Origin of the sequence: Alteromonas sp. BL110 (assembly GCF_003443615.1) — a bacterium.
Lineage (GTDB): Bacteria > Pseudomonadota > Gammaproteobacteria > Enterobacterales > Alteromonadaceae > Alteromonas.
Window position 1 is genome coordinate 498,916 of sequence record NZ_CP031967.1, and the last position, 26,672, is coordinate 525,587.

At 43.9% G+C, this 26,672-nt stretch carries 23 protein-coding genes; 13 read left to right on the plus strand and 10 right to left on the minus strand.

Features of this window, described 5'->3' with window-relative positions:
• Positions 1-21 precede the first annotated feature (21 nt).
• Positions 22-1,120 (minus strand): peptide chain release factor 2 gene (gene prfB / locus D1814_RS02215; protein ID WP_118489898.1). Its coding sequence is split into 2 segments (ribosomal slippage): positions 22-1,044 and positions 1,046-1,120, totalling 1,098 coding nucleotides; the frame shifts between segments, so codons are not numbered across the junction.
• 336 nt (positions 1,121-1,456) lie between these two features.
• Between prfB and D1814_RS02220 the strand changes: the two genes are divergently transcribed.
• Positions 1,457-1,681: a hypothetical protein gene (locus tag D1814_RS02220; protein ID WP_118489899.1), complete on the plus strand. Its 225-nt coding sequence runs from the start codon at positions 1,457-1,459 to the stop codon at positions 1,679-1,681.
• A gap of 267 nt (positions 1,682-1,948) precedes the next feature.
• Here the strand turns inward: D1814_RS02220 and D1814_RS02225 are convergent, their stop codons facing one another.
• The gene (locus D1814_RS02225; RefSeq protein WP_118489900.1) at positions 1,949-2,926 is read right to left on the minus strand and encodes a transposase; all 978 of its coding nucleotides are present in this window, start codon (positions 2,924-2,926) and stop codon (positions 1,949-1,951) included.
• A gap of 351 nt (positions 2,927-3,277) precedes the next feature.
• Here D1814_RS02225 and D1814_RS02230 point away from each other — a divergent pair, with 351 nt between their 5' ends.
• Positions 3,278-4,336, plus strand: a complete 1,059-nt coding sequence (locus D1814_RS02230) for a flavin reductase family protein (RefSeq protein ID WP_232368960.1) — start codon at positions 3,278-3,280, stop codon at positions 4,334-4,336.
• The gene (locus D1814_RS02235; RefSeq protein ID WP_118489902.1) at positions 4,333-5,496 is read left to right on the plus strand and encodes a fatty acid desaturase family protein; all 1,164 of its coding nucleotides are present in this window, start codon (positions 4,333-4,335) and stop codon (positions 5,494-5,496) included. Before D1814_RS02230 ends, D1814_RS02235 begins: the two co-directional genes overlap by 4 nt.
• On the opposite strand, the gene D1814_RS02240 is transcribed toward D1814_RS02235, so the two are convergent.
• Positions 5,474-5,911 carry a DUF2177 family protein gene (locus tag D1814_RS02240; RefSeq protein ID WP_118489903.1) on the minus strand — a complete coding sequence of 146 codons (438 nt, stop codon included), beginning with the start codon at positions 5,909-5,911 and terminating at the stop codon, positions 5,474-5,476. The genes D1814_RS02235 and D1814_RS02240 overlap by 23 nt on opposite strands.
• Positions 5,912-6,189: 278 nt before the next feature.
• Between D1814_RS02240 and D1814_RS02245 the strand changes: the two genes are divergently transcribed.
• Positions 6,190-6,567, plus strand: coding sequence for a hypothetical protein (locus D1814_RS02245; RefSeq protein ID WP_118489904.1), 378 nt, complete (start codon positions 6,190-6,192; stop codon positions 6,565-6,567).
• Between the two features lie 53 nt (positions 6,568-6,620).
• Here D1814_RS02245 and D1814_RS02250 read toward each other — a convergent pair whose 3' ends face one another.
• Positions 6,621-7,079 (minus strand): hypothetical protein, encoded by a 459-nt coding sequence (locus D1814_RS02250; RefSeq protein ID WP_118489905.1) that lies wholly within the window; start codon positions 7,077-7,079, stop codon positions 6,621-6,623.
• Positions 7,080-7,310: 231 nt separating this feature from the next.
• Here D1814_RS02250 and D1814_RS02255 point away from each other — a divergent pair, with 231 nt between their 5' ends.
• Positions 7,311-8,177 carry a DUF417 family protein gene (locus D1814_RS02255; RefSeq protein ID WP_118489906.1) on the plus strand — a complete coding sequence of 289 codons (867 nt, stop codon included), beginning with the start codon at positions 7,311-7,313 and terminating at the stop codon, positions 8,175-8,177.
• A 94-nt stretch (positions 8,178-8,271) separates the two neighbouring features.
• Here D1814_RS02255 and D1814_RS02260 read toward each other — a convergent pair whose 3' ends face one another.
• Entirely contained in the window at positions 8,272-9,486 is a 1,215-nt protein-coding gene (locus tag D1814_RS02260; RefSeq protein WP_118489907.1) for an endonuclease/exonuclease/phosphatase family protein, read from the minus strand.
• Between the two features lie 414 nt (positions 9,487-9,900).
• On the opposite strand from D1814_RS02260, the gene D1814_RS02265 reads away from it, so the two are divergent.
• The 5 genes from D1814_RS02265 (at position 9,901) to D1814_RS02285 (ending at position 15,829) form a co-directional block, all read left to right on the plus strand.
• Positions 9,901-10,944, plus strand: a complete 1,044-nt coding sequence (locus D1814_RS02265; RefSeq protein ID WP_118489908.1) for a PLP-dependent cysteine synthase family protein — start codon at positions 9,901-9,903, stop codon at positions 10,942-10,944.
• Between the two features lie 59 nt (positions 10,945-11,003).
• On the plus strand, positions 11,004-12,260 hold the full coding sequence (locus tag D1814_RS02270) for a DUF2891 domain-containing protein (RefSeq protein WP_118489909.1): 1,257 nt from the start codon (positions 11,004-11,006) through the stop codon (positions 12,258-12,260).
• A 105-nt stretch (positions 12,261-12,365) separates the two neighbouring features.
• A complete protein-coding gene (locus tag D1814_RS02275; protein ID WP_118489910.1) occupies positions 12,366-13,001 on the plus strand; it encodes a response regulator transcription factor in 636 nt (211 codons plus the stop codon).
• Between the two features lie 243 nt (positions 13,002-13,244).
• Positions 13,245-15,095 carry a methanol/ethanol family PQQ-dependent dehydrogenase gene (locus D1814_RS02280; protein WP_118489911.1) on the plus strand — a complete coding sequence of 617 codons (1,851 nt, stop codon included), beginning with the start codon at positions 13,245-13,247 and terminating at the stop codon, positions 15,093-15,095.
• 65 nt (positions 15,096-15,160) lie between these two features.
• Positions 15,161-15,829 carry a pentapeptide repeat-containing protein gene (locus D1814_RS02285; RefSeq protein ID WP_118489912.1) on the plus strand — a complete coding sequence of 223 codons (669 nt, stop codon included), beginning with the start codon at positions 15,161-15,163 and terminating at the stop codon, positions 15,827-15,829.
• 12 nt (positions 15,830-15,841) lie between these two features.
• Here the strand turns inward: D1814_RS02285 and D1814_RS02290 are convergent, their stop codons facing one another.
• Complete coding sequence (locus D1814_RS02290) at positions 15,842-17,374, minus strand: acyl-CoA carboxylase subunit beta (RefSeq protein WP_118489913.1); 1,533 nt, start codon at positions 17,372-17,374, stop codon at positions 15,842-15,844.
• Between the two features lie 632 nt (positions 17,375-18,006).
• Between D1814_RS02290 and D1814_RS02295 the strand changes: the two genes are divergently transcribed.
• Positions 18,007-18,714 (plus strand): PEP-CTERM sorting domain-containing protein, encoded by a 708-nt coding sequence (locus D1814_RS02295; RefSeq protein WP_118489914.1) that lies wholly within the window; start codon positions 18,007-18,009, stop codon positions 18,712-18,714.
• A gap of 158 nt (positions 18,715-18,872) precedes the next feature.
• Here D1814_RS02295 and D1814_RS02300 read toward each other — a convergent pair whose 3' ends face one another.
• The 3 genes from D1814_RS02300 to prfC form a co-directional block, all read right to left on the minus strand.
• Positions 18,873-19,439, minus strand: coding sequence for an NADPH-dependent FMN reductase (locus D1814_RS02300; RefSeq protein WP_118489915.1), 567 nt, complete (start codon positions 19,437-19,439; stop codon positions 18,873-18,875).
• Between the two features lie 205 nt (positions 19,440-19,644).
• Positions 19,645-21,375: an arginine--tRNA ligase gene (gene argS, locus D1814_RS02305; RefSeq protein WP_118489916.1), complete on the minus strand. Its 1,731-nt coding sequence runs from the start codon at positions 21,373-21,375 to the stop codon at positions 19,645-19,647.
• A gap of 32 nt (positions 21,376-21,407) precedes the next feature.
• A complete protein-coding gene (gene prfC, locus D1814_RS02310; protein ID WP_118489917.1) occupies positions 21,408-22,997 on the minus strand; it encodes a peptide chain release factor 3 in 1,590 nt (529 codons plus the stop codon).
• A 525-nt stretch (positions 22,998-23,522) separates the two neighbouring features.
• On the opposite strand from prfC, the gene D1814_RS02315 reads away from it, so the two are divergent.
• On the plus strand, positions 23,523-23,714 hold the full coding sequence (locus tag D1814_RS02315; protein WP_409049198.1) for a LytTR family transcriptional regulator DNA-binding domain-containing protein: 192 nt from the start codon (positions 23,523-23,525) through the stop codon (positions 23,712-23,714).
• 116 nt (positions 23,715-23,830) lie between these two features.
• Positions 23,831-25,588: a diguanylate cyclase gene (locus D1814_RS02320; RefSeq protein WP_118489918.1), complete on the plus strand. Its 1,758-nt coding sequence runs from the start codon at positions 23,831-23,833 to the stop codon at positions 25,586-25,588.
• A gap of 109 nt (positions 25,589-25,697) precedes the next feature.
• Here D1814_RS02320 and dkgB read toward each other — a convergent pair whose 3' ends face one another.
• Positions 25,698-26,534: a 2,5-didehydrogluconate reductase DkgB gene (gene dkgB / locus D1814_RS02325; RefSeq protein ID WP_118489919.1), complete on the minus strand. Its 837-nt coding sequence runs from the start codon at positions 26,532-26,534 to the stop codon at positions 25,698-25,700.
• Positions 26,535-26,672 lie beyond the last annotated feature (138 nt).

Below are 26,672 nucleotides of genomic sequence, written 5' to 3' on the forward strand. Positions count from 1 at the left end.
CCTTTCACTTCGTTGTTCGGTTTACAGCCCAGATTTCAGGCTGGCTTCAATAAATTTGTCCAAGTCGCCATCTAGCACGGCTTGAGTGTTACGTGTTTCCACGCCGGTGCGCAAATCTTTAATGCGTGAGTCATCCAATACGTAAGAGCGAATTTGGCTTCCCCAGCCAATATCAGATTTGCTGTCTTCCATCGCTTGTTTTTCAGCGTTTTGTTTTTGCAGTTCAAACTCATAAAGTTTTGCTTTTAACTGCTTCATCGCCTGATCTTTGTTTTTGTGCTGCGAGCGATCATTTTGACACTGCACCACAATTCCCGTTGGCTCGTGGGTAATACGTACCGCAGAGTCCGTTCTGTTAACGTGCTGTCCACCTGCGCCCGATGCGCGATAGGTATCTATACGTAAGTCAGACGGGTTAATATCTATATCGATATCGTCGTCAATTTCTGGGTATACAAATGCGGATGAAAATGACGTGTGACGGCGGTTACCCGAGTCAAACGGAGACTTACGAACCAAGCGGTGCACGCCGGTTTCTGTGCGTAGCCAACCAAATGCATATTCGCCCTGAATACGCAAAGTTGCGCTTTTAATCCCGGCTACATCACCGTCTGATACTTCAATAAGTTCAGTTTTAAAACCGTGCGCTTCGCCCCAACGCAAATACATGCGCAGTAGCATATTGGCCCAATCTTGCGCTTCTGTACCACCAGAACCCGACTGAATATCAATATAGCAGTCGTTCTCATCATTGGGACCAGAGAACATACGGCGAAACTCAAGCACTTCTAGTTGCTCAATTAAGCCTTCTAGTTCACTTTGCGCCTCGTTGAAAGTGTCTTCGTCTTCGGCTTCAACAGCCAGTTCGACAAGACCTTCAACGTCTTCAGTTCCCTGGTCGAGCTTGTGGATCGTTTCTACGATTTGCTCTAGGGCCACTTTTTCTTTGCCAAGTGCCTGCGCTCTGTCTGGCTCGTTCCAAACATCAGGACTTTCTAACTCTCGGATAACTTCTTCTAAACGCTCTGACTTTGCATCAAAGTCAAAGATACCCCCTAAGCGCTTCGGTGCGCTCGCGGATATCTTTTATCGCATTAGTAACGGGGTTTATTTCAAACATAGTCCGCTTATTTCGTTAAAAATTTAAGACCGCGGATAGTACCGAATTTGAAGGAATTTTGATAGGGGTTGGCGCAAATATTGCGACCTTGTTTTTGCATAAGTTAACGAACATTTTTTAGTCCCCTAAGGTGAATTGAATAATATTACCGTTAAACGGCTTGGAGTAAGGGTTGGTAATAGGGTCAAAGCCCATAAGATTAAACTTATAAAGCATTAAACGCTTCTTGGCAGCTCAACGTAATGCACTGGTTTAGCACATTCTTGCTTTCCAAAAGTGTGCAGTGCAAACCTTATGGTCGTTATAAACGACAAATGGAAAAGTAATAGGAAAAGTATGTCGTTAAATAATTTTTCTTGTGCCGTTATCGGAGTACTGCTTGGTCTTTTAGTATTGGCATTAGGCCAACTTTTTGACTGTCAGAATTTAGCCGGCGCAACCATGGCGCTACAGTGCCCCAATGGAACACCCATTTCAAAACTATGGCTGGTTACCTCAATGCTAATAGCTGGAAGTGGTATCGCCGCTTGGTTATATCGAAACCGCGATCAGAAAAATTAGACAGACACTCCACTAATTCGACAGACACTTAACTAAAGTGACTAACTAAAGTGACAGGCATAATTCATTCTTTAACAAGACAGGCATTGTGCAACTAGAAGACGAAAAGATGTTGGGCTCTTAAAGTCCACAAAATTACAGTCGATGATAGCTGATGCCTTTTAGAGCAAGAGGTAAGCTTCTGAAATATGGGGAAATAGTAAAATAGCTAGACTGTTGGACAGTTTTAGGTATATGAAAATTGGCTAAGAGTATTCGTAACGGGGCTTAACCTAGCAATCTCAGAGCGTTTTGTCGCCCATGAACCCTTTTTAAGTTTTGATTATGTGCATATCGCTCAAGGTTTATAAGCCTTCCAGCTGCGTGCTTAAAGCTTCTTTCAAACTCGGTGGTTAAATTTAACCATTGCTCTAATTCAATATTTAAGCGTGTGAGAATTGGAGGCAAGTCGTGTTCAACACTGCCCCGTTTATTTGGCTGAATAGTTCGACTTGATGCATCTATAAGCTGAAGATAATCTACAAAGGTAAAAGGTAAACTATTCGTCATCTCACGGTTAGACTTCGCCATGAAAGGCATCAGTCTTTTGGTTTTTTTCCCCGCTTTGGCCGTCTGAATTCTATATTTAATACTAGTGCAACTAGATTCTTCCGGAGTTTTTGCCAATTTAGCCCTCACTGGGTTTAAGTCGACATATGCCATGCAAGCAGCAAGAGCAGATTCATCTAACAATGCTTGTGACTTAAATCGCCCCTCCCAGAAATGACCTGTACAGTCATCCTCTTTGTTAGCAGCTCTAGCGATATATTCATTTAGTGAGCGCATAAACCAGCTGATATCAAATAGTCGTTTGCGCCACACTTCTGCAGTCGATTGTATAGTTTCGAGTTGATTCTCGCTTAAATCTTTCCTCGACCCGGGAGACAAATATAGCCGTGAGAGTAAGGTTCCCTTAAATAGGTAGTGCCAGCGCTGGATGATGTCTTCTGTACTGAGTGATTCTGCTTGATTTTTAGATACGTGGAGCACTAAGTGAGTGTGATTACTCATTACTGCGTAAGCACAAACATCAATTGTGAATACGGTACTCAAAAAGTGAATTCTGTCTTCTACCCATTTACGTCGATGTTCAAAGCTTTTGCCATTCTCTTCACCACATAGATAAGCCCGGCGAACACAGCGTGAAACACAGTGATAATAAGGCGTATCATTTAAACTAATCTGCGACTTTCTGGCTTTAGGCATAGCGGTTTTCTAACTTGATTGACTCTTCATGATAGTGAATCGATATTCATTGAAAATAAAGTGTACACAGGTACAGATTCGAAAGTTTCAGAGCTTCAGAGCAATCGAATCATTGCCTGTCTCGTTTAAACAGTCTCGTTTAAACAAGTTTAGAACCCGCACTTTTGCATTTTTTCGCAAAAGTATTAACCCATTTCGAATGCGTTCCCCCAAATTTTGCACCTCTACTCTTGACGTACAAAAATTTAAGCTTACACTTGTGCGCTGAACTAGCGTACACTTGTACGCTTAAATATTTTCAATCTTTTTGTATTGAAGATATTCCGACGATAAATAGGTGTGATTTCTACATTGAGACTATTACTAGATAAATTTACTGATCGAATATTCCACCACGGCTCTTGGAAGGGCTATTGGGAAGTACTGATGCAGCAAATTAAACCCGCATGGCGCGATGGATATTTCAGAGCCAGAGTTGCGACAGTAAAAAACTTAAGCACGGATATGCTCGAGGTGGTACTTGAGCCAGATAGTTCGTGGCCCACGCATACAGCGGGGCAGCATATTGCGTTGACCATAGAAATTGATGGCAGGCTCACCACCCGCGTATTTACCATAGCAAGTGGTGCTAATACCCACCAAAGAGACAAGCAGATTCGCTTGGTGACTAAGGTAAAAGCCCATGGCGCACTAACACCTTACCTTCATACCTGTGTGCCTAATCAATGGGTAAATATCTCAGCCCCCATGGGAGAGTTTGTATGGCCTAAGACGGAAAAGCCTATATTAATGATTGCGGGCGGCTCAGGCATTACCCCTTTCATTGCGATGCTCGACGATGCTGTTAACAACACACAGGTAAATCACACTAAGGTGCATTTGCTTTATTTTGCTAAGCCAGACGAACATGTACTGCTTAACGAGTTATCAGCCTTCAGTAAACGTCGTAAAAGCTTCACCTATGATGTTTTAACTAAGCAAAAAGACGGCGACGTAGAAGCCCATTTGTGTCATTTTGCCAATGCACACTGGTTAGTATGTGGCCCACATGCCATGTTCAAGCAAGTAGAAACTTATGCAAAAACAATTGGCGCGCCCGCTTCAAGCGAGCATTTTGCTGCACTGCCTGTGGTGAGCCACACCAGCCTTACCGAAAGCGAAACCTTCTCTTTGGTTCACAATGGCCAGTCTTTGGCTATCGACAATCAGCAAACCCTGCTTTCACAGCTTCAACAGGCAGAACAACCTGTGACCTATGGCTGTGGAATGGGGATCTGTCATCAGTGCCAATGTGTTAAGAAAAAGGGCGTGGTAAGAGATACCCGTACTGGCGAACTTTCAGATAGCGCAGAGCAACTTATTCAGTTGTGTGTATCACAAGCCGTTACCGATGTGGAGATTCAACTATGAACACTAGCGTTGCAATAGACAAACAACACCGTGAAGCAGCGATTAAACAAGCTCGCTTACCGGAGTGTGAAACTCATAAGACTCAAGTAATTGGGGCAACGAGTACCGAAAAGAAACCTAACTACGAGCTTCTTGCCGCCCAGCTTGATGAAATCAAAGCCGATATCAAACAGAAAGTAGGTGCTGAAGATGCCGCCTATATTCGACGTATTATTCTCATTCAGCGTATTTGCGAATGGAGCGGCCGGATACTACTGATGTTGGGATTCATTCAACCGCTGCTTTGGGTTGCCGGCGTATTAAGCTTAGCAACGGCTAAAATACTCGACAATATGGAAATTGGCCACAACGTGATGCACGGTCAGTACGACTGGATGAACGATAAACATATTAATTCGAAAGGCTATGAGTGGGATATTGCCTGTGATGGCGCAAGCTGGAATCGCGTTCATAATTACGAACATCACACCTATACCAACATTATTGGCAAAGACAGAGACTTTGGCTACGGTTTGCTTCGCCTGTCTACCGATTTCAGATGGCGTATAAAAAACCTATGGCAGTTCGCGACTTATATCGTACTTAGCGTGATGTTTCAGTGGGGCGTGTCTTATCACGAGATGGCTGCTGAGCGGGTCTTTTTTGGAAAGAAGAAAGATAACCGCAAGAATCAGGTTACCCATAGCGAGCTTAAGAAGCGCTTTTTCAGTAAAGGGGCGCGTCAATTGGTAAAAGACTATGTGCTATTTCCTCTGATAGCAGGCCCCCTATTTTTATGGGTACTTGCAGGTAACCTTGTTGCCAACTTACTGCGCAATTTGTGGACGTCGACTATCATCTTCTGTGGTCATTTCACTGGCGATGTAGAAACATTTAAAGAGGAAGATTGCGTTAACGAAACGCGAGGACAGTGGTACTATCGTCAAGCGCTAGGCTCATCGAACATCAAAGGCGGCAACCTGTTTCACGTTCTTACTGGGCATTTAAGCTTTCAGATTGAGCACCATTTGTTCCCAAATATTCCTGCTAGGCGCTACAGAGAAATGGCCCCCAAGGTAGAAGCCGTATTCAAAGAACACGCCATGCACTACAACACTGGCGGCTTTTTTAAACAATACGCCAGCGTGTTAAAGCGTATTATTCGTTACTCTTTCCCTTAACAAACTGAAACCCTAACCAGCCGGCCATAGCGCTCGCGCTGGTTAGGCAAGTTCCCCAAGCCCAATCAACTAGCATGATGAACAAAGTAAAGCCTTCAATAATGCTGTATGCCGTTAAGTTGTAAGCGCCATAACTGGCTAATCCTAAAAGCGCGCCATCTATTCCAGCATAAAGTAGCGACTTCTCTCTGTTTGCTACCACAGCAAGTACAAACACTACGCATCCATACATTAAATAGAACACTACCCAAGGCCACGTGATGAACTGGCTTCTGAGCAGCGATTCCATTTCATTTTGATACCAGCCATCAGCAATAGCGCCAAGCCAAATGAAATCGAGTACGCCAAAGCACACAAAAATTGCCACTAACGACACAACAATATTTTTCGCAAAACAAATGATGTTGGAAAGCATGGAACCTATCCCTGTAAATAAGAAAATTGCTGATATAAGTTATTTGAAATATAAATACGCAAGTGTTGCACAATTAGCGCTATGGTAAAACGGTAAACCTTTTTACGGCGCATGATTACTTTACCTAAAACTTACACTTGCAGCCGCAACTTAAAAGACCTTTGACTCTCGAAGAGAAGTGGTTCAAATAAGCGTAAAATAAAATGAAAAAAACTTTCTTAATAATAACAACCTCCTTAATTGTCAGTGCGTGTGCTCATAGGCCACCGCCTTTAGACATGGATGAGATATTCTTTGAAACTAAGATCAAGCAAGACGGTACTAAGCTATTCGCATTTAGCATTCCATTGATGAAACAGCGAGAAAGCGCTAAAGGTGGCGGCGGCAGAGGAGGCCGTGGTGAAGGTGGTGGTCGTGGCGGCCGTGGAGGGCCGGAAAACCGAGGAGGCTCATCACAAAAATCGTCAGATAGCAGTGATAGAATGACAGAGCAGCTCTATGCCTCTCTTGATGATAAATTGGAAGAGACCGGTTACTGCCAAACCGGCTATATCGAAATCGATACACATCAAACCGAAGATAGGCTACACCTATTAGGCGAATGTAATGAAACGGCTAGCGAACTGGACAGGCTCGACTTCCCGAACGTCAACTAACGCATTTTATATGAAGCGCATTGCAGATAGCGTGCGCTTCATTCAGCGTCCGCTTAATCAACACACAGGGTATGCTCTACCACACCATTAGATACATAAGCTCTGCAGCCAAATAGGTCGGTAGTTTCTAAACACACCCCACTGGCTTTTTGCCCAGCTTCCACCTGATTGTTTCCTGTAACACAAGCCACTTCACATTCACTGCTGTCATTACACGCATTGCCAGCGTCCTTTGCGGGTAGCACACAAGCATATGCCTGCTGTCGGCCTACTTTCTTCCAGTTACCCCCGTGTTTATCGCACACTTTTTCAGACTCAATGGAATAGGCCTGCTGTACCAAAGGTAATGAGGTATCAACAACTTGCTCTAATTTTTCGACGTCTTCAACACTTGCTATAGGCTGTTCAATAACTTCTGGGGGCTGCGCACCACACGCCGTTAAAGTTGCACACAAGCCCACTACCAACCAGGCCCCAAACCGATGCCGTATCTTAACGCTTGCCTGTTTCATTCTTTCCCTCAATTTGTTTTTACTTTTAAACAACCACTACTTAAAAACCGCGCTTTTTTAAACCTGCGATACTTATGACCATTGCTATTAGATAAGTTCTTAATTTTTCGATAAATCCTTATTCGTGCGCTGCGCTGTGCCCAATTAACTATCAAACCATTGAAATTTTAGTGATACCTAGGCGGGTCTCTACATAAACTTCGCAAAACTTGCAGTATTTACGGATGCTTTATGACATTACACCAAACCGAAAACCTAGTAACCGCCTTAATAGCCTTCAGCTTCGCTGTTCTTGGCCTAACGTTTTTACTGGGTGCAAACCCTAATGCATTAATAACTACTTTTAACTTCTATTCGTTAGGTGCAATGGTTAGCGAAAGTGCACTTGGTGCTATCACTGGAATTACATTATTGCTGCTAGCTTTAATGACATTTGCTGCACGATTTAAGCTAGTGTCAGCAAAAACGGTTATGCTATTCGCTGCATTGGTCACTGCAATCCCCCTACTCACCTTGTTATCTCCCGGGCGATGGATGGCCGATTTAGGCGGCTTCCCGATTATTGGAAGTGGTCAAGGCATCATCAAGTACTTCGCAGTATTACCGCTTTTTCTGTTCTTGTTTTATCGCGACAAACTTTCGTATAAACAGCTGACTTACCTTAACTTTGCACCTGTAGCCATGGTTTTACTATGGATAGGGAGCATGAAGTTTTTCGAGTTTGAAGCCAATGCAATTGTTGGGTTAGTAGAAACCTCACCGCTTATGTCATGGCTTTATGATGTGTTCAGTGTACAGGGAGCATCGAATGTAATAGGTAGTTTTGACGTCTTTTTTGCGCTTGTTTTGGGCCTAGGTATTTACACTAAGAACAAGCCAATGATCATTGCGAGTGGAATCGCTTGTTTATCCGTATTTTTGATGACTCAAACGTTTTTATTTAGCGTGCCTGATACCTTTAATAGTGCCACCATTGTTAACCGTTTAGGGCAGTTCGTTATTAAAGACCTTTGGTTTGTCGCTAATTTAGCGGTAGTGGCCTACTTCACAATATTTAATTCGGTATCAGATCAAAACCGAAAAGCGCAACTAAACTAGATTGGGCCAAATTGGGCTACACAAGGCCGCTTGCCGCGGCCATTTCAAATGATATAAAACAACAAGTAAATAATGGGCAATCGTTTTATGGCCTTTATTTATCTTGTTCTAGCAACAAGCTTACCCAGACTAGCCTATGATCTGAGCTTGCTTCGCGATCTTTCACTAGTCGGTGCAGGTCACTAGTCTTGGCAGGCCAAAATACACCTGCTTCGTTAACGTTAAAGCCATAACGAGATGGCAAAACATAGTCGGCTCTTGCTCCCCAATAAGCGGTAAAACGCTTACTAAATTCAGTGCCGGACGCGCCCGCACCACCAGCGCTTGTTGGAATTGTGTCGTTATTGACAAGCGGGTGTTCAGTTAGCTGTTCTATTACACCCTCACGGTGTTTGTCGCCGATATCGGCAGCATTAAAATCGCCTACAAGTACAAAGCGCGTATTGTTTGCTAGGCTAACTTTTTCACCCGTGTCATCATAGATATAGGCGCCTTTGTCAGGCGAAAGGTAATCTGCCATCAACCTAATTTCATCAAAATTGCGCTTACCGTTTCGGTCTTCGCTTCCATCAAAGTTCGGTGGCGTCGGATGCATTGCTAACACATGTACGATCTTACCACCCACGTTAACAGGTACGTCCCAGTGAGACTTTGAACTTAACCTCAATGCAGCCCACTCATTTACATCGTACCAAGGGGTGCCATTGTCCACATTGCCATTTTCATCAGGAATAACAGGGGCTTGGGGATGAGGCATATGGTGCCATTTGAATTTTTGAAAGGTACGGATACCATCCACATTTATAGGGTATTTTGAGAGTAGCGCCATTCCGTATTGCCCTGGATATAATCCAAATCCATAGGCATCGCCACCCATACCTTCGGCCTTACCATTATTATCTAAGTCAAATGTAGTGGGTTCGCCAGTGTTTACGGGCGCAACGTACGTGTAAGGGTAGTCAACCGGTTCAAGCCCTTGCTGGGAAACGTTCAGGTAGTTTTCTATAAAAGCCTCTACCCCTTTGCGTTTATCTGCGATGTAGTCAAATTCGTTCAACATTAAAATATCAGGGTTCACACGTTGAATGATTTCAGCAATATTTTTAACTTGAGGGTGCTCGCCCGTAGACAGAACGTGTTGAAGTACTTTGTCGCTCGGCTTCATGCCCAAGGCTTTGTAGTTAGTGGCTTCCATACTTACATTAAACGTAGCGACTTTTAGCATTTGCTTTTCGTCCGAATAAGCCAATGTAGATACGCATAATGCGGGTAAAAGAGCAGTTGCAAAGAAAAGCGCCCTAATTTTCATGTTGTTACCTTATAGTAAAGTCGTTACTTAAAGATACCAATATACATGAAGATCCTGAACTTTTTTGTACTGAAGAATAGCAAGGGTCTGTTTAGCGTTACGTGCAATAAACCTTATCTAAAGTTACCTTCCTTTCGGCTCCTTTTTCCCCTTGGCTTCACCACTTGAGATTAATTTTCATCTTTACCATTCTTACCCACATTTATAACTTGGAATATTATTGCGCCTATAAACCCATCTGTGCGAGTTAATTTCATAAGAACCGATATAAAATGGAATAAAAAAACCATTTACTCATACTGTACTGATAATCTTTTCGTGACACCTAAAGAAAGCACTGCAGTCCTTGTACTTTAACTGCAGAAAGCATTTCCGAAGTGAAGCGCAAAAATTTAATAGAAAGAGAGAAGTGTTATGAAAAGCTGGGTTTCAAAAGCGATTAATACCATCAATGCAGATTATCAGCGCTCTGCAGACACCCATTTGATAAAGCTTGAGCAAATAGCATTTCAAGGTATCGACATCTATCTAAAAGATGAAAGCACTCACCCCACAGGCAGTTTAAAACACCGTTTGGCTCGCTCCCTCTTTCTGTATGCTTTGTGTAATGGAAAAATTGTAGAAGGAACTACGGTCGTTGAAGCCTCATCAGGCAGCACGGCGGTGTCTGAAGCTTACTTTGCAAAAATGATTGGTGTGCCGTTTGTTGCCGTTATGCCTAAGTCTACCGCCCAAAGTAAAATAGCGCTTATTGAACGCTACGGTGGTCAATGTCATTTTGTCGACTGCCCTACACAAATGCACAGCGAAGCTACTAGAGTAGCGAAAGAACTTAACGGCTATTTTATGGATCAATTCCTTTACGCTGAGCGCGCTACAGACTGGCGCGGCAATAATAATATTGCTGAAAGTATTTTTGAGCAGATGAAAGCCGAGCCCCACCCTGTGCCACACACCGTGGTTATGAGTGCCGGCACAGGTGGAACATCAGCAACCATAGGCCGCTACATACGATACAAAGGTCTCTCTTCTAGACTTATTGTGGTCGATCCGGAATTCAGTGTGTTTTTTGATAGCTTCAAAGATAAGGTTCATACACTCACTGCTACCCGTGGAAGCCGCATAGAAGGAATTGGACGACCTAAAGTGGAAGCCTCTTTTCAGCACGACGTTATAGACGACATGATTGCAGTTCCAGACGCAGCCAGTATTGCTACTATGCATTGGTTAAACAATACCATGGGAATAAAAGCCGGCCCCTCTACCGGAACTAACTTATGGGGCGCGCTTAGCATTGCCAAACAAATGAAGCAAAAGGGTGAAGCGGGTTCAATTGTTACACTTATGTGTGACAGCGGGGAAAGGTATGGCGACACCTATTACAACGCACAGTGGGTGCTAAAAAATATTGGTTGTACGAGTGAGTTTACTGACAAACTAGAAAGTATCGAAAGCTGAATTAAAACTAAGGCCGCTCGGTTTACACGTTAAGCCGCTACTTAAAGTGCTGGCACGCTATACGTCGCGCAGCACTTTATTCAAATCACCTATCACTATACATTGGCGATAGATTTGTAATTGAAAAAGCTCACGAAGCCATGCTTAAAAAAAAGATGAAAATAAAGAACTTTATTCGCCGCAGTGTTGCGTTAACTGCCATAATCGCTACCCACAACGCCTTCGCCACTAGTACACCAACAGCTGAAGCCGATAGCACCAGCAGTATTAGTACAGATGCAAGTTACTCCATAGGTACTTCTAACAACAATTACGAAAGCGTTTTTGCCAATCTTGCACTTCACTGCATTCATCAAGAATTTCCGAATGTAGTAAAACACATGATGAATAGTGCCGATGACGTTAAAGCGCCTAATGAACTGTACCCAGCCTTTTATGGTTGTTTAGACTGGCATTCGTCGGTACATGGCCATTGGCTTTTAGTAAGAATGCTAAACACAGCGCAAGACACTATTGATAAAAACTTAATCATTAGAAAGCTCAACACCAGCTTTACAACAGAGAACATTCAAGGTGAACTGGCTAGCCTTAAGCGCTCAAATAACGCGTCATTTGAGCGTCCCTATGGCCTTGCTTGGTTTCTACAATTAACCGCGGAACTACGCCAATCACCTATTCCAGAAGCAAAAATATGGCTAGACACGTTATTACCGCTTGAGGAAGAAATTGTAGCCAGAGTAAGCGCGTGGTTACCTAAATTGGCTTACCCTATCCGAACGGGGGAGCATAGCCAAACCGCCTTTGCTTTTGGATTAATGTTAGACTGGGCGAAGGTTGCAGATAACAAGGAGTTTGAAGCACTGCTAACGTCTAGAGTGAAAGATTATTATCAGGCCGACAAGCAGTGCCCCCTAGTCTACGAGCCTTCAGGACAGGATTTCCTATCACCGTGTTTGGCCGAAGCCGACCTAATGCGCCGAGTAATGGCTAAAAAAGACTACAGCCAATGGCTTTCAGCGTTTTTCCCAGCTCTAACTGCTAAAACATCTAGTTGGCTAGCGCCTGCAACTGTGACAGACAAAACGGATGGTAAGCTCGCTCACCTAGACGGACTGAATATCAGTCGTGCGTGGATGATTGAAGGCATCATGAGCGCTTTACCAGACGATGACGCACGCTTACCAATACTGAAGAAAACGCTAAAAGAACACCGTGATACAGGATTAAACGCTGTGTTTGGTGATATGCACTACATGGGAAGCCACTGGCTTGGAAGTTTTGCTAGCTACTTAGTAACACAGCGAGGTTTAAATTAACTTATATCCTTCTAAAGTGTGAGATGATTGGGCACTAAAGTGCTATTCGTCTCACACGCCTACCGTGGCATGCTCATTCTATGGTGATATGAATAAAGCGCAGCTATGGAAATTTTACTTGTTGATGATCACGCGATAGTGAGAGAAGGCTTTTCTACGCTGTTATCGTCGGTACTCGAAGGCGCTGTCGTCACCAATGCAAAAAATGCGCAGCAAGCCACAAATGCACTCCGAGCCAACTACTTCGACCTCATTATTTTAGACATTAATTTAGGAACCACCAGCGGACTCACGCTAGCAGAATATATTGTTCAGCGCTGGGAGCACGCAAAAGTACTTATGTTCAGTATGTTCGATGATATTTCCATCATCGATAGAGCTATGAAACTTGGGGCAATGGGCTATGTTAGCAAACAAAGTGAACCTGATGTGCTGATAAGCGCGGTGACCTCTATCATTAAAGGCCGGCGTTATTTGGAACACAATACAGCAATTGAGCTCGCTACATTCAACCTGTCACATTCCGGAGGCAACTTAACAGATCTGACACAAAGAGAGTTGGATATATTCCTTGGTATAGCGAACGGGCTTTGCCGAAAACAGGTCGCTGAAAGCCTCAATATTTCTGAAAAGACGGTCTCAAACGTTATCACCCAGCTCAAGCGAAAACTTGAGCTACAGACAAATGCCGAGTTTGTTCACCTTGCCATAAAGCAGGGTTACATCAAAATTGCCAGCTAAACAAGCGCCACTAAATAAGGTCGGGAAAACTTCCCTGTACTTTCGTATCTTTTTTATACTCCTTTGGTACAGACTTTGTCTCATGATAAAGATATACCATGTAAATCAATATATTAGCATTTTCATTACACTTCAATCTAAGGGAATTTTTCCCGCATTTTGAAGGACGGAATCCGTTTATCAGAGCCTCTACTTAGTTACATACTGTTAACACAACATCAAGGTAACAGTGGAAATAAAACTATGGCTAAGTTCTATTCAAAGGCTTCATTGGCCTTAAGCGTAATTATTGGTTTAGGTACGAGTTCACATTTATATGCGGATGATGGCGTGACATGGGCAGACATTGAAAATGATGCCAAGACGCCTGAGAACGTGCTGATGTATGGTATGGGTCCTGAAGCTCAGCGTTACAGCGGACTTGATCAAATCAACAAAGAAAATGTACACATGCTATCTCCGGCTTGGGTGATGAGTTTTGGTGATGAAAAGCAACGGGGTCAAGAGTCCCAGGCAATAGTGTACGACGGTATTGTCTATGTAACCGGTAGCTACTCCCGTATCTACGCCTATGAAGCAAAAACAGGTAAGAAGTTGTGGGACTACGCCCACCGCCTACCAGAAGGGATTCGACCGTGTTGTGACGTGGTAAATCGCGGCGCAGCAATTTATGGTGACTTAGTCTTTTTCGGTACGCTGGATGCTGGCGTTGTTGCCCTTGACCGGCTAACGGGCAAAGTAAAATGGAAGAAGCGCTTTGAAGACTATCGTGCAGGCTACACCATGACGGGAGCACCTACGATTGTTAAAGACCAAAAGTCAGGAAAGGTCATGCTTATTCACGGTTCATCAGGTGATGAGTTTGGTGTTGTAGGAAAACTGTTTGCACGCGATCCTGAAACAGGTGAAGAGATTTGGATGCGTCCATTTGTAGAAGGACACATGGGAAGATTAAATGGAAAAGACAGCACGCCTACCGGTGGTTCATACGAGGTGACAACGTGGCCGAAGGATGAAAACGGCGAAATGGTTGAGGCTTGGCACCACGGTGGTGGTGCACCATGGCAGAGTGCAAGCTTCGATGTTGAAACTAACACTATCATCATAGGTGCAGGTAACCCCGCTCCTTGGAATACATGGAAACGCACCGCCAAAGGCGGCGATCCGCGAGATTGGGATAACCTTTATACTTCCGGACAAGTGGGTGTAGATGCAACCACTGGTGAGGTTAAATGGTTCTATCAACATACACCTAACGACGCATGGGATTTCTCTGGCAACAATGAACTTGTTCTATTTGACTATTACGATAATGGAAAGCTAATAAAAGCGACGGCTCATGCAGACAGAAATGGCTTTTTCTATGTAGTAAACAGACAAAACGGTGAATTCATCAGAGGCTTTCCCTTTGTAGATAACATTACGTGGGCCACACATATAGATCCTGACACGGGTCGCCCAGTTGAAGTAGACGGACAACGCCCACCAATGCCTGAGCCGGGTGAAAAACGAGGAAAGTCAATAGAGGTATCGCCTCCATTCTTGGGCGGGAAGAACTGGAACCCGATGGCCTACAGCCAGAATACCGGCTGGTTCTATATGGGCGCAAACCACTGGAAAGAAGACTACTGGACCGAAGAAGTGACTTATAAGAAAGGTGCAGCTTACCTAGGACAGGGTTTTAGAATTAAGCGCATGTATGACGATCACGTAGGCGTACTTCGTGCCGTAGACCCCATTTCAGGTGAAATTAAATGGACGCATAAAGAAAAGCTCCCTATGTGGGCTGGGGTACTGGCGACGAAAGGCGGACTCATTATTACCGGAACGGGCGATGGCTATGTCAAAGCTTTCGATGAGGAAACCGGTGAAGAACTTTGGAAGTTCCAAACGGGCTCGGGCATCATTTCATGCCCTATCACCTGGGAAGAGGATGGTGAGCAATACATCGGCTTAGCGTCAGGGTATGGTGGTGCAGTACCGCTGTGGGGAGGAGATATGGCTGAACTTACCAAACCTGTCGCGCAAGGTGGTTCGTTCTGGGTATTTAAACTTCCTAATCACAATAAAAAGCAAAACCTAGCTAAACAATAGCTTTATCTTTGCAACAAACCCAACCGAGAGGCGGTGAAAACGCCTCTTGGCATTAAGGAGCTCTCATGCGCTTACGTTTTCAAGCAACCAAACAACTCCCCATATTATTAGTTGTCCTATATTCAGCAACTGCCAGTGCCATTCCCGATTTCGAAGATGACGTGAAAATTATCAACGGATGTGAAATAAAACCAAAGACAGTGTGTAGCGATACAGACTTAAGCGGTGCTGATTTGAGCCATGCAAATTTGGACGGGGCAGTATTCACCAACGTTAAGTTCAACAAAACAGATTTAAGGCACGCCAACTTAAGCTATGCGACGTTTAAGAAAAGTAACCTAGATCACGCTGATTTAGCTACCGCCAACTTAAAACACGCAGATTTACGCAGCTCAAAAGTTCGCAATGCTAACTTAGAAGGCGTAGATGGCTGGGCGCTTTTCGGTCAAGGGGTTGATTTCACTAGCTCCAACTTTTCAGGTGCTAACTTGGACCAAGCGCGTTTATCAGGTGCGACAATGGTAAACACCAACTTACGTGCCGCACGCTTAGAGCGGGTTTGGATGAACAAAGCAAACTTTGAAGGTGCTTCACTGATTAACGCCAATATTCAGGAAGCAAAACTGAACGATGCTAGTTTGTACAGAGCAAATCTGACCGGTACGCGCATTCATTACGCTACATTTCAAGGCACGTTTATGGATGAATGCATAAATTGCCCTACTGATTGGTGATTTTTTATGGCATTAGGAAGATTGCGTCAAAAAATGTGAAATAATATCTCTGGTTTCAATTGGGTCAATCACCGCGTCAATTTCTAGTACCGATGCAACTTCTATCGCCTTACCTTTCTCATAAGCCAATTGAACCAATTTCTCAAAATGCTGAAGCCTTTCCGCTTCGCCTTTGATTTGAGCTAGCTCTTCCTTAAACCCTAACTTCACTGCCCCCTCTAACCCCATGGCCCCAAACTCACCAGTAGGCCAAGATACGGTATAATCAGGCTTAGATGTACTGCCACCAAGCATCGCTTGCGCGCCTAGCCCGTAGCACTTCCTCAAAACTACCGCGACAAACGGAACACTTAAACGAGCGCCTGCAACAAAAAGCTTATTTAATCGCCTCACAGCTCCTTGTTTCTCGTGCTCAGGCCCAACCATAAAGCCAGGTGTATCACACAAGCTCACCACAGGTATTTGAAAAGCTTCACACATATCAAGAAACTCCGCGGCTTTTTCTGCCGCATCAACGTCGATTGCCCCACCGAGTACTCTACAATCATTTGCAAAGAGCCCTACAGCTTTACCATTGAATCGACAAAAGCCCGTAATGATTGCACGGCCGTATTGTGCTTTTAATTCAATAAAAGAGTCTTTATCAACCAATGTATTAACGATGTTACGCACTTCATAACTATAGCGTCTATCATCTGGTAATAAGCTAAAAATATCGTCTTGAGAGTAGCTTTGCTGAGGCTTTATTTCCCCTTGAAAAAAACTCAAACAAAATTTTGCCACCTCGACAGCGTGATTTTCATCCTTAGCAACAATATCGACCACGCCATTTCGCGCCTGAGATGCGACAGGTCCTATATCTTGTGGCGCATATTTACCAAGCCCCCCACCTTCAATCATTGAAGGCCCAGCCATACCTATCGATGAGTTTGCTGTCGCTATGGTTATATCAGCGGCACCAAATAGTGCCGCATTGCCAGCAAAGCAGTAGCCGTTATTTACCGCTATTCTAGGTACTACTCCTGAAAGTCCCGCCCATGAAGAAAAAGACTTACACTGTAACCCTGAGTTGACCGTTGTGACGTCAGTATCACCAGGTCGCCCGCCCCCCCCTTCCGTAAACATAATTACGGGCAAAGACTTTTGCTTCGCCACGTCAAATATACGGTCTAACTTTAGGTGATGGAAGTACCCCTGAGTGCCAGCTAGAACACTGTAGTCGTTGACAATAATTGCAGCCGCGCTCTGTTGTTTTGTAAAAAAGCCTTCATTGACACACCCCACCCCCGTAATTACGCCATCTGCTGCCGTAGTTGATTTTAACGACTCATAACCTCTACGCTGGCGCTGAGCCGCTACTGCATATTGACCATACTCTTGAAATGTTTTTGGGTCACAGAGAAGTGAAAGGTTTTCCCTTGCACTATTAAAGCCTTTACTTTTTCGTTTCTGATACAGCTCGGTACGCATGTGATCTAGGGTAGATTGAGACCTTTCGTGCGCCTGTGCGAGTGCATTTTTTTTGTAACTTTTTTCACTACTCATTAAACAGGTGCCTCTATCCAAAAATTATTCGCTTTACTAGCTCTATAAATATCAGCATAAAGACATCCCTACCATTTATTGCTGTTATAGACGTCTCTCATATTTTTTTATACGCGAATTTTTTAGTAGCCCCTATTGGGAAGGGGTAGTTATTGCGGGAATCGCTTATAGCACATTCTCGGGAAGTGATGTGAAAGCTGCCGAGATTTATATTTCCGTTTAAGAGTTATAAGCGCATATAAAATGCAGTGTTGTACCACCCAGAATCAGGCTGCATCAGTTTGCGCTATCTACATCAATATTAGCTGTTTTATTCGTTCACCGACAGGATATTAAAAGTACAACTTAGTATGCCTAAATATTCTTAACATACTCTATGAATTGGCTAATTATTTGAATCCCCCATCTCTCCGCCACCGTTAAAAAACTTTACAAGTCTAGACCAACCTCCTCGCATATGACGCTATCCTAAAGAAAAATAAGCAATATTTCACATGCACCAAAATTGCTTATTGGGCCGCGGACGTGAATTTTCATCACTGTCTAGAAGTACACAGGATAATAAAGGAATAAATGTGAGAAACAGGAAATTAAATAGTATTTTATGCGGTGTTGGACTTTGTATGAGCTAAATGTCTCAAGCTGCACTGGTTGATTTAAGTTCATGGACAGCGGAAGGGGCCGGGAGTTGGACTTTACAATCAGGTAACGATACTGTCTATCAGTCAACAAACGGTGACCCCACTGTATTTTTTAGTGGTATCGATAGTCAAGGGCTGTCCTTATCGGGTGAAATAACAGTAAGAACCACATCAGATGATGATTTCATCGGTTTTGTGCTCGGTTATAATGCAGGAGATATTAATAATTCTAACGCCGATTACCTTTTAATAGATTGGAAACAAAGTAATCAGCAGTGGTTTGGAGGAACAGCGAACGCTGGTCTAGCTATCTCTCGTGTTACTGGTGCCATAGACCTACCAACATTTTGGCAACATGAAAGTACGTCAGGATTTCAAGAGTTACAAAGAGGCCCAACACTAGGAAGTACCGGCTGGAATGACAATACAACCTATTCAATTGATTTAGTATTTACATCCTCGATGGTTCAAGTTTTTGTAGACGAAGAACTGGAATTAAGTGTTTCTGGCAACTTTGCCAATGGTTCATTTGGTTTTTACAATTATAGTCAGTCTGACGTGCTTTACGCTGGTATTACCGAAGATATCGCATCTGCTCCAACGAACGTAAATGGACCTACATCGTTAGGAATTTTTGCGCTAAGTAGTCTTGGTTTGTTAGGTTTCAGACGTCGCAGACAAGTCATTAGTCGTGGTTAAGATATTTATTATTTGTAGACTTTGCTAATTTAAAGGTTCGATGCTAGTCGGTTATGCCGACTAGCACTTTTAGTGTAATTTCATTATTTAAATTCCACTGAACAAACATATTTAAGGCTCTAAGAACCTTATCAGCGTTCGTTAGGCAGTCTAGTAACTTATATTACCTTTCTGGCCAACTCAGCAGTTTCTTTACCTAAATTCTTAAGCTGCTTAATGGTTTTTTCATCCGTAATTACGCTATCTTCCATAAGTGTATTGACCTTCGCAATAGCCTTTTGATTTGGCAGCACCATAGTACCAAGGTTTTCAAGTAACATTCTTAGTACCACCAGCACACGCATACCGCCTAGCCCACCCGCTGACGCGGCCATAATACCAGCCACTTTACCGCGATATGCCTGTAATGGCTTTTCACCTTCCCCCATGCGTGATGCCCAATCGATAGCATTTTTTAGCAGTGCTGGGTAGCTAGAGTTGTATTCTGGTGAGGCAATAAGAAAACCATCATGACTCATTAGCAATTCTTTGAACGCCTGTGCTTTTTCCGGCATGCCAAACTCGGCTTCCTCATTTTCGTTAAACAGTGGCATTTGAAAATCGGCTAGATCTATAACGGTAACCTCTGCGCCAGCCTCGCGGGCGCCTTCAGCAGCGATGTTAACAATAGCTTGGTTAAACGAACCTTTGCGAGTACTACCTGCAAATGCAAGGATCTTAGTCATTAGATTTTCCTGTCTTTATTTTGAGTTATATTTTTGTAGTTTCCGACTTTTAAGCATTCAGCGCCTTTTCCTGTTCTGAATAAACGATAAAAGTAAATGTTTGCACTGATGAACTGTAGCTTTAGCCGTTTGCGTTAAGCATAAAAAAAGGCTGACAATCTATGTCAGCCTTCTCAATATCAATAACTATGTTGTACCGCGAACGCTACATTTTTTCTAGTGTCTCGATGCCAAGTAGGGTTAAACCCTGCTCTAGGGTTTTGGCAACCAAAGCTGACAGTGCTAAACGACTGTCGCGTACAGTTGGCTCGATACCGTCTTTTAACATTGGACAAGCTTCGTAGAACGTCATGAACGCTGAAGCCACATCGTATAGATACGTACACAATACATGAGGTGTCGCTTCACGAGATACTGTGCCAATAACCTCTTCAAACTGCATAAGTAACACAGCTAACGTGTGCTCTTGTTTCTCAAGTATATTGATATCTACCGGCATAGTTGCCATATCCACACCCGCTTTTCTGAACAAGCTTTTCACACGGGTATAGGCATATTGAAGGTATGGCGCAGTATTACCTTCAAAGCTTAGCATTGAGTCCCAGTTAAACATGTAATCAGTTGTGCGGTTTTTAGATAGGTCAGCGTATTTTACGGCGCCAATACCTACCTTGCGGGCAACCTCTTTAAGCTCTTCTTCACTTAAATCGTTGTCGCGTTCAGCAATTAACTTACCTGCACGTTCAACCGCTTCATCAAGTAACTCAACCAATTTAACCGTACCGCCAGTACGGGTTTTAAATGGCTTGCCATCGTTTCCTAGCATCATGCCAAATGGACAATGCTCATAAGTTTGCTCTTCTTTCATGAAGCCTGCTTTGCGGCCTACAATTTCAGTTTGCTTGAAGTGCAGGGCTTGGCGAGCATCTGTAAGAATAAGCGTACGGTCGGCATTTAGCTTGCCGCTGCGATAGCGCATTGCCGCGAGGTCAGTAGTTGCGTAAAGATAGCCACCACCCGACTTCTGAACGATATAAACAGCTGGGTTACCTTCCTTATCGGCAAGCTCAGGAATAAACACGACCTGCGCGCCTTGGTCTTCAACCGCAATACCTTTTTCTCTAAGGTCGCTTATCACATTAGCTAGGTCGTGGTTGTACGCAGACTCCCCCATAATATCTTTACGGGTAAGGCTTACGTTTAGCTTGGCGTAAACTTCTTCAGAGTGAGCGATAGACACGTCAATGAACTTTTCCCACAGCGCCAGACACTGAGCATCACCACCTTGTAGCTTAACTACATATTCACGAGCGCGGTCGGCAAAGCCTTCTTCTTCATCGAAACGTACTTTGGCTTCGCGATAAAAGTCTTCAAGGTCAGACAGCGCAGTTTCTGCCACTTCCTCTTGAAGCTTGTCTGATAGGTGCGCCAGCAGCATGCCGAACTGGGTGCCCCAATCGCCCATGTGGTTTTGACGAATTACGTTGTGACCCAAGAACTCAAGTACTTTAACTACAGCGTCGCCAATAATGGTTGTACGCAGGTGACCCACGTGCATCTCTTTGGCTAGGTTTGGCGATGAATAGTCTACAACGATGTTCTGTTCTTTTGACTTAGCGATACCCAAACGCGGATCGGTTAACGACAGCTCACACTGGTTAGATAGCCAATCGTCGTTTAGGTGTACGTTGATAAAGCCAGGTCCAGCCACTTCTAGTTTACTCGCTATATCATCAAGCTTTACAGTCTCGACAATCTTCTCTGCAATATCTCGAGGCTTTTGCTTTAGCTGCTTGGCAAGGGCCATAGCGCCATTGAACTGGTATTCACCAAACTCGGGGCGTGCACTGCGCGAAACTGGCACTGGCGCATTTTCTACGCCCATTTCTTGTAGCGCTTCAGTGAAACGGTTAACTAATAGTGCATGTATGTTCATAATGTATATTGTCTTTAATTAATTTTTCTAGCTTAATTTTCGCGCGTATTCGTAAACTGAATATCTGGGTAACGCTCTTGCGATAGCTGCAGGTTAACCATTGTTGGCGCGATGTACGTCAGGTTGTCGCCTCCATCAAGGGCGAGGTTCTGCTCACCTTTACGACGGAACTCGTCTAGTTTCTTCTCGTCATCGGCATAAACCCAACGGGCTGTAGCAACATTTACGTGCTCGTAAAGTGCATCAACATTGTATTCGGCTTTAAGTCGTGCCACTACTACATCAAACTGAAGCACACCTACCGCCCCCACAATTAAATCGTTGTTTGCAAGGGGACGAAACACCTGAACTGCGCCTTCTTCAGAAAGCTGAATAAGGCCTTTGAGCAGCTGTTTTTGCTTAAGTGGATCTTTCAAACGGATACGTTTAAATAGCTCTGGCGCAAAGTTTGGAATGCCAGTAAAGCGATAGTTATCGCCTGAAGTAAAGGTATCACCAATTCGGATAGTGCCGTGGTTGTGCAAGCCGATGATATCGCCGGCATAAGCTTCTTCTAGTAAAGCACGATCACCCGCTAAGAAAGTTAAGGCATCGGAAATACGCACGTCTTTGCCTAAGCGGCTGTTACGCATTTTCATGCCTTTTTCGTACTTACCCGAAACAATACGACAAAACGCGATACGGTCACGGTGTTTCGGGTCCATATTAGCCTGAATCTTGAAGACAAAACCGCTGAACTTCCCATCGGTACTTTCGATTGTGCCTTCTTCGGTTTCACGTCCAAGTGGTGCAGGCGCCCACTCAACTAGCCCGTCAAGCATGTGGTCAACGCCAAAGTTACCCAATGCTGTACCAAAGAATACAGGCGTTAATTGACCTTCCAGGAAGAGCTCTTGATCAAATTCATTTGATGCACCGCGCACAAGCTCAAGCTCATCGCGCAAAGTTTCTACAAGGTCGCTTCCTACTGCGGCATCTAGCTCTGGGTTATCCAACCCTTTAATGATACGTACATCTTGAATAGTGTGACCCTGGCCGCTCTGATACAAAATAGTCTCATCGCGGTGAAGGTGATATACACCTTTAAAGCTCTTACCACAGCCGATTGGCCACGTGATTGGCGCGCACAGGATATCAAGCTCAGTTTCTACTTCATCAAGCAGTTCCATAGGATCGCGAATATCGCGGTCAAGCTTGTTCATGAAAGTCACAATTGGCGTATCGCGCAAACGGGTAACTTCCATAAGCTTACGGGTTCTGTCTTCTACACCTTTAGCTGCGTCGATTACCATAAGGCAAGAATCAACCGCCGTCAGTGTACGATAGGTATCTTCAGAAAAATCTTCGTGCCCCGGGGTGTCTAACAGGTTTACCAAGTGGTCGCTGTAAGGAAACTGCATGACCGAGGTAGTTACCGAGATACCGCGTTCTTTTTCCATTTCCATCCAGTCAGACTTAGCGTGCTGACCCGACTTTTTCCCCTTTACAGTACCCGCCGTTTGCAGGGCGCGCCCGAACAACAATACTTTTTCAGTAATGGTTGTTTTACCCGCATCCGGGTGCGATATGATTGCGAACGTACGTCGCTTTTTAATCTCTTCAAGAAGCTTTTTATCTGACATCAATACTTATCTTCGTTATCTATTATCCCTGTAAACCAATTATTTACAGGCGCGTTTTATAACGGATAAGCAATGCTTTTCCGCGCAAATTTAGTGTTGCGGTAAAACGCTTGATACGGCTTGGTAGTTAATTGCGCGGATTTTAGCATTTTACTGCACGTAACAGTAGAGCGAAATTACATACTCCCTACCGCTTAATTCGCTATGCGACCACCCACTGTTTTTCCACGCATATACACTTTTATATCGTTAACCTATTTAAAACATTGTTGTACACAGCGTTTACATCATAAGTAACAAGCCCCTTTTATAAAAATAAGAACAATGCCCTGTGATATTGCTTTTATTAGCATAGCCGCGCTTAGAACTGGCTACTTCATATATGACGTCTTTGTCGAAAAGGTATTTGATGTCACATGAGCTTAGTTTGTTTGGTTTTTACTTGGGGCGAGGCGCTGGACACTTCATGAACTTGTTCGCTATTTTGCTGCTGTTGGTGTATTTTTTGTCTCCACGCATTTTGCTATCACCTTAAAAAACTTAGAAGAGAGAACCGCGCTTGTTCGATGTCACCGGCAATACTTAGTGAGGTTATCATGTGTGGCAGAAATTAAACTCTTGGATAATGGCCTTGCTACGCTTCTAAGGACGACGGTAAATTCAATACCCGTTAGCCGTCGATACCTCAAAAAGCTGAAATCGTTGTTAGTTCGTTAACGTTTTATCGACGGGCTTCAAACGTTTATACCTATGTTTTATTTGTTGCACGCTCAAATCTAAAAACAATGTGCTATATTGATTTATAGATAAAAAACATAAAACAAGGACGATGAATGCTGCGATTATTACTCGCATGGCTTGTAATAGCATGCTGTTGCCAAACGGCCAACGCAGCTAATTTCAATAATCCACAATCTATGCTTTCTTTAGATAGCGATGTTGTTTTTGCGGTAAGTGACTCAGCTAATGTTAACGGCAATGAAGAATGGTTTTATAGTGCTGACGTTATTGATAGATCGCCTTCACAGTATTTGCATTTCAAAGTTCGTGTTTATAATCAGTTAGATACACAAGTTCCCGTTTGGTTTTCGATAAGCTTCCCTGCTATAAAAACCTTGGCTGTTACAGACGGCCATAATACCTGGCAAACTGGCGACGATTTGCCTTACCACACTCGTGCGGTGAATACGCCCAATTATCACTTCCCTTCTGTATTGCCAGCTTCATCTTATACGGAATTTAGCGGCACCATGTCTGGCGAGATACTTAGGTACAGTTTCTCTGTGGCTACGCCTGAGTATTACAGTAACCTGTATATGAAAACCTTGCAGCGGGATATGGCATTTTTCGGCGCAATGGGGCTGCTTACCCTACTTTGTGCATTAGGCTATATTGCCAGCCGTAATTTAGTTTTCTTGAGCTTTGCATCATTTATTTTTGCGACAACATTTTGGTTTTTTCGCGTTTTCGGTTACGCATTTGAACTACTGTGGCCAAATACACCAAGTTTGAATGACATTAGCTATGCCATCAGCATTTATTCTGTTTTGATTACGGCCTTTTGGGTATTGTTTCAAACTCTTGCCAGAGACAACCACGAAGTGTACGGGGCAAAAACGGTTAAACGCTTTTGTATAGTGTTGCCCTTTATGGGAATTTTACTTTGGCAAACGGTGGGGTTAGATATCGCCTTAAAACTTCCTGTTGTCCTCTTTTTCCCTTATATACTGATAGCGGGTATTGTTATCGTCGCAGAACACAAACGGAGCTCAGACAGGGCCAAGTGGCTTGCCGCCGCAATGCTTCCTATAACCTTCAGTACGCTTATTTTGACCGTCATTGCTCTTTTTGAGGTTGACCTTTACTTGGAGCCCGTTGCCACTTTCATGTCAGGGCTAGTTATGACATGCCTATTTATGGTCGCACTCACCGCGAGTTATATGGTGAAAGTTGTTCAAAGGGAAAGAGACGCACAGAAAGAAGCAGCGCGTTTGAAAAGCGAGCAGGCAACTAAATTAGAAGCGCTGGTAAAAGAACGTACCCTTGCACTCGAACTAACGAATAGCACTTTGGCAGAGCTAGCTTCCAAAGACAGTTTAACGGAATTGCCCAATCGTCGTACGCTGGATATGTTCGTAGACAATACGTTTGATAAAACCTTACACGATCATGACGCGCTAGCCATTGCGCTAATCGACTTAGATCACTTCAAAAGTATCAACGATACGTTTGGACACGATGTGGGTGACGAAGTACTAAAGGGCATTGCGAACATTCTCGCGCCGCTTAATGATAGGGGGCAAGTAGCCGCGCGCTATGGTGGAGAAGAGTTTGCCATTGCAAAGCGCATTACAAAGCCTAATGATAGCCAGTCTAGCGAAGCCGAGGAATTTGCAAAGCAATTGGAAGCTTTTCACTGTGCTATAAACCAACTAAGCATCGCATCGATTGATGACAGGAAGTTGGGAGCATGTATAGGTTGGACACTATGTAAAGGCTCCAACGATATTGTCGAAGCCTTTAGGCGAGCTGATAAAGCCCTCTACGTTGCCAAGGATAAAGGAAGAAACCTAATCGTTCCGGCTTTATGACACCGTAACAACCGCTTTTCGCTTATATTCTTTTGAAAATTGCAGGGCGTTGCTCAAATCGCCAAACGTTAGCTTGCATAAAAGCTCCTTAACAAGGTAATTTTTTCGATTAATCCCACTTAGGTGAAAAATCTGGGTTGGCTTGACGGTCGCCGCAATCTAGCGCATCAATTTTTGCTATATCCTCTACATCTAAGGTAAGTTCGAGCGCTTTGAAATTTGATTCCAAATTTTTGCGCTTAGTCGACGACGGAATAGTGACTAAATCATGAGCCAGCTCCCACGCGACAACTACCTCAGCAGTGCTTACACCATGCTTATCTGCAATCGCAGCGATGATCTCGTCTTTTAGCACTTTACCCACAGCAAACGGCATATACCCTGTCACTTTGATACCGTGTTTTTTGCATACGGCACGCACTTTTTCGTTGGTCAGGTAAGGGTGAACTTCTACCTGATTCGTGGCGATAGTCCCCTCACCAAGAATTCTCACCGCTTCTTCAATTTGCGCAACAGTGAAGTTAGAAATCCCAATTTCCTTCGTTAGGCCCATTTCCTTAACACGCAGCAATTCGCCTAGGTATTCTTCCATGCTTTCACCATTTTCCGGTGATGGCCAATGGATAAGTAGCAAGTCAACATAGGACAGTTGAAGCTTTTCCAAACTCTCTTTTACGCTATCCACAAAGCTTGCTTTATTCAGCTTGTCATTCCACACCTTGGTCGTGACATAAAGGTCTTCACGTGCAACAAGATTATTTGCAATAGCGTCTTTAATAGCGCGACCTACCGCTTCTTCATTGCCGTAAATTTGCGCCGTATCAATGTGACGGAAACCTACTTCAAGTGCCATTGTCACGCTGTTATAGGCTTCATCGTCTTTTAAGCGAAACGTGCCTACACCTAGCGAAGGAATTTTAGATTGTGACTGATTTACATTCGGCATGATGCCTCCTTGTTGGTTCCGTTATTTGTGAAAGCGAGGTAATACAGTGTCGGCAATGCGCTGCATAGCGTTTTCTACCGGCTGCGTATTCCGTCTGAAGTGCAGACCAATATGATCACCCCCCGCTTCTTTCATTGC

Bases quoted from the DNA above. Each gene is read 5' to 3' on its own strand.
- D1814_RS02220 (WP_118489899.1), top strand. From the start codon at position 1,457: ATGTCGTTAAATAATTTTTCTTGTGCCGTTATCGGAGTACTGCTTGGT.
- D1814_RS02225 (WP_118489900.1), bottom strand. From the start codon at position 2,926: ATGCCTAAAGCCAGAAAGTCGCAGATTAGTTTAAATGATACGCCTTAT.
- D1814_RS02235 (WP_118489902.1), top strand. From the start codon at position 4,333: ATGAACACTAGCGTTGCAATAGACAAACAACACCGTGAAGCAGCGATT.
- D1814_RS02240 (WP_118489903.1), bottom strand. From the start codon at position 5,911: ATGCTTTCCAACATCATTTGTTTTGCGAAAAATATTGTTGTGTCGTTA.
- D1814_RS02245 (WP_118489904.1), top strand. From the start codon at position 6,190: ATGGATGAGATATTCTTTGAAACTAAGATCAAGCAAGACGGTACTAAG.
- D1814_RS02250 (WP_118489905.1), bottom strand. From the start codon at position 7,079: ATGAAACAGGCAAGCGTTAAGATACGGCATCGGTTTGGGGCCTGGTTG.
- D1814_RS02255 (WP_118489906.1), top strand. From the start codon at position 7,311: ATGACATTACACCAAACCGAAAACCTAGTAACCGCCTTAATAGCCTTC.
- D1814_RS02260 (WP_118489907.1), bottom strand. From the start codon at position 9,486: ATGAAAATTAGGGCGCTTTTCTTTGCAACTGCTCTTTTACCCGCATTA.
- D1814_RS02265 (WP_118489908.1), top strand. From the start codon at position 9,901: ATGAAAAGCTGGGTTTCAAAAGCGATTAATACCATCAATGCAGATTAT.
- D1814_RS02275 (WP_118489910.1), top strand. From the start codon at position 12,366: ATGGAAATTTTACTTGTTGATGATCACGCGATAGTGAGAGAAGGCTTT.
- D1814_RS02280 (WP_118489911.1), top strand. From the start codon at position 13,245: ATGGCTAAGTTCTATTCAAAGGCTTCATTGGCCTTAAGCGTAATTATT.
- D1814_RS02285 (WP_118489912.1), top strand. From the start codon at position 15,161: ATGCGCTTACGTTTTCAAGCAACCAAACAACTCCCCATATTATTAGTT.
- D1814_RS02290 (WP_118489913.1), bottom strand. From the start codon at position 17,374: ATGAGTAGTGAAAAAAGTTACAAAAAAAATGCACTCGCACAGGCGCAC.
- D1814_RS02295 (WP_118489914.1), top strand. From the start codon at position 18,007: ATGTCTCAAGCTGCACTGGTTGATTTAAGTTCATGGACAGCGGAAGGG.
- D1814_RS02300 (WP_118489915.1), bottom strand. From the start codon at position 19,439: ATGACTAAGATCCTTGCATTTGCAGGTAGTACTCGCAAAGGTTCGTTT.
- argS (WP_118489916.1), bottom strand. From the start codon at position 21,375: ATGAACATACATGCACTATTAGTTAACCGTTTCACTGAAGCGCTACAA.
- prfC (WP_118489917.1), bottom strand. From the start codon at position 22,997: ATGTCAGATAAAAAGCTTCTTGAAGAGATTAAAAAGCGACGTACGTTC.
- D1814_RS02320 (WP_118489918.1), top strand. From the start codon at position 23,831: ATGCTGCGATTATTACTCGCATGGCTTGTAATAGCATGCTGTTGCCAA.
- dkgB (WP_118489919.1), bottom strand. From the start codon at position 26,534: ATGCCGAATGTAAATCAGTCACAATCTAAAATTCCTTCGCTAGGTGTA.